This is a genomic window from Brevundimonas sp. CURTG3B2_SDJG, assembly GCF_057364705.1.
Genome location: NZ_JBNFOJ010000397.1, coordinates 1 through 2,146, shown reverse-complemented (window position 1 = coordinate 2,146; position 2,146 = coordinate 1). Strand labels below are relative to the sequence as shown.

Sequence of the window (2,146 nt, the reverse complement as noted above, 5' to 3'; positions counted from 1 at the left end):
GTCGCGGGCTTCGGCGCGACCGCGGCCCCGAACGCTCGCGCGGCCCCGGCCGCGATCACGACCGGATTCGCGCCGGGGCTGGTCCTTGATGGCGGCGAAGTCGATGCCGTCCAGCGGCAGTTCGACGGGGTCCTTCTTGATCAGCTTCAGCACCTTGTCCAACGACTTGTCGTCGGCCGGGGTGACGATCATGAAGGCTTGGCCCAGCTTGCCGGCGCGGCCGGTGCGGCCGATGCGGTGCACATAGTCGTCGGCGTGATGCGAGACGTCGTAGTTGAAGACGTGGCTGACGTCCGGGATGTCCAGACCGCGGGCGGCGACGTCGGAGGCGACCAGAAGCTTCAGATTGCCGGCGCGGAAGTCCGCCAGGGTCTTCATGCGCAGCGACTGGTCCAGGTCGCCGTGGATCGGCGCGGCGTCGAAGCCGTGCTGCTTCAGCGACTTGGCGACGATGTCGACTTCCGACTTCCGATTGCAGAAGACGATGCCGTTCTTGACGTCCTCGCGGCTGACCAGGGCCCGCAGCGCGGTGCGCTTGGCCTTGGGATCCGAGGTCGGAATGCGCACGATGTACTGGGTGATGGTGTCGGCCGTCATGGCCGGGCGCGAGGCCTCGATCCGGGTCGGATCCTTGAGGAAGGCCGTGGTCAGCCGGGTGATCTCCGGCGGCATGGTGGCCGAGAAGAACAGGGTCTGGCGGCGCGGCGGCGTCAGCTTGAAGATGCGCTCGATGTCCGGGATGAAGCCCATGTCCAGCATGCGATCGGCTTCATCGACGACCATGATCTCGACGCCGGTCAGCAGGATCTTGCCGCGTTCGAACAGGTCCAGCAGGCGGCCGGGCGTCGCGATCAGGACATCGACGCCCTTGGTCAGCAGCGCGACCTGGTCGCCCATGGAGACGCCGCCGATCAGGAGCGCCCAGTTCAGCTTGGTGCCCTTGGCGTATTTGGCGAAGCTCTCGGCGACCTGGTCGGCCAGTTCGCGGGTCGGGGCCAGCACGAGGGCGCGCGGCATGCGGGCCCGGGCGCGGCCCGAGGCCAGGCGGTCGACCATGGGCAGGGGTGAAGGCGGCGGTCTTGCCGGTGCCGGTCTGGGCGATGCCCAGGACGTCGCGGCCGGCGAGGGCCACGGGGATGGCGGCGGCCTGGATGGGGGTGGCGGTCGTGTAGCCGGTGTCGGCGACCGCTTGCAGGGTCGTGGGCGAAAGGCCCAGCTGGTTGAATTCGGTCATGGGTCCTTGGGACGGTGTGGGGGACGTCCCGCGCATCGGGCCGTCCATGCGGTGTCGCGGAACCGCCCGAGCCGTGGGCGAGCGGGCGGCGCGAATTCGCCAGTCCTGTCCCGAAACGTGGGCCGCATATAGAAGCCCCCACACGATAGTCAACTATTCGTGTGGCGCGCGACGGGGGTTGGCGCCGTCTAACGGATTGTTAATAATCCGCGTCGGGAAGGGTCTTAGTGAGGGGAACGCATGCTGCGTGCGCTTGCCGTGGCGACGGTCGCCGTCGTCTGTCTGGCCGCCGGTCCGGGTCGGGCCGATATGAATTCCGCCTTCGGCAACACCGTGGTGTCGCGCTATCCCGACGGCGGCTGGGTCAAGCACTGGTTCAATCCGGACGGCAGCTACGCGGCGCAGTTCTCGGACGGGCGCCGGCTGTCGGCGCGCTGGAGCGTGCAGGGCGAGCGGGTCTGCCTGACGCACATGCGGCCCAACATGCTGATTCCCCGCTTCTGCACCGCCATGATCGACGTCGAGATCGGCGAGACCTGGCACTCGCGCGACCCGCTGGGTCGCCGCGTGCAGAACGTGCTGGTGGCCGGGCGGCAGTAGGCGCAGCGCGGAAGGCAAAGACAAACGCCGCTCCGAAGGGAGCGGCCGTTTTGTTTTCATCGATGCCGATGGAGGAAAACGAGGTGCGCCACTTCAGGGAAGTGGCGCGAGTGACGGGGCTCGAACCCGCGACCTCCGGCGTGACAGGCCGGCACTCTAACCAACTGAGCTACACCCGCGTTTCCCGGCCGTTGCGCTGGTGCGCCGCGGCGAGGGGCGTCGTTTAGGCGGGCGCGCCGGGCGCGTCAAGCGCGTCCGGCGAGGAAATTTCCGATCACCGCCCGGGGGCCGCGGGAGCGCCTGGGGGCGGCG

General features: G+C 68.7%; 1 protein-coding gene, 1 tRNA gene and 1 pseudogene. 1 reads left to right on the top strand and 2 read right to left on the bottom strand.

Annotated elements, in window-relative coordinates; translation table 11 throughout:
- A pseudogene (locus AC2W7C_RS17080) lies at positions 1-1,234 on the bottom strand (DEAD/DEAH box helicase); the annotation flags it as partial.
- Positions 1,235-1,474: 240 nt separating this feature from the next.
- On the opposite strand from AC2W7C_RS17080, the gene AC2W7C_RS17075 reads away from it, so the two are divergent.
- Positions 1,475-1,834: a hypothetical protein gene (locus AC2W7C_RS17075; protein WP_486002443.1), complete on the top strand. Its 360-nt coding sequence runs from the start codon at positions 1,475-1,477 to the stop codon at positions 1,832-1,834.
- Between the two features lie 102 nt (positions 1,835-1,936).
- Here the strand turns inward: AC2W7C_RS17075 and AC2W7C_RS17070 are convergent.
- Positions 1,937-2,013 (bottom strand) — tRNA-Asp (locus tag AC2W7C_RS17070).
- Between the last annotated feature and the right edge of the window lie 133 nt (positions 2,014-2,146).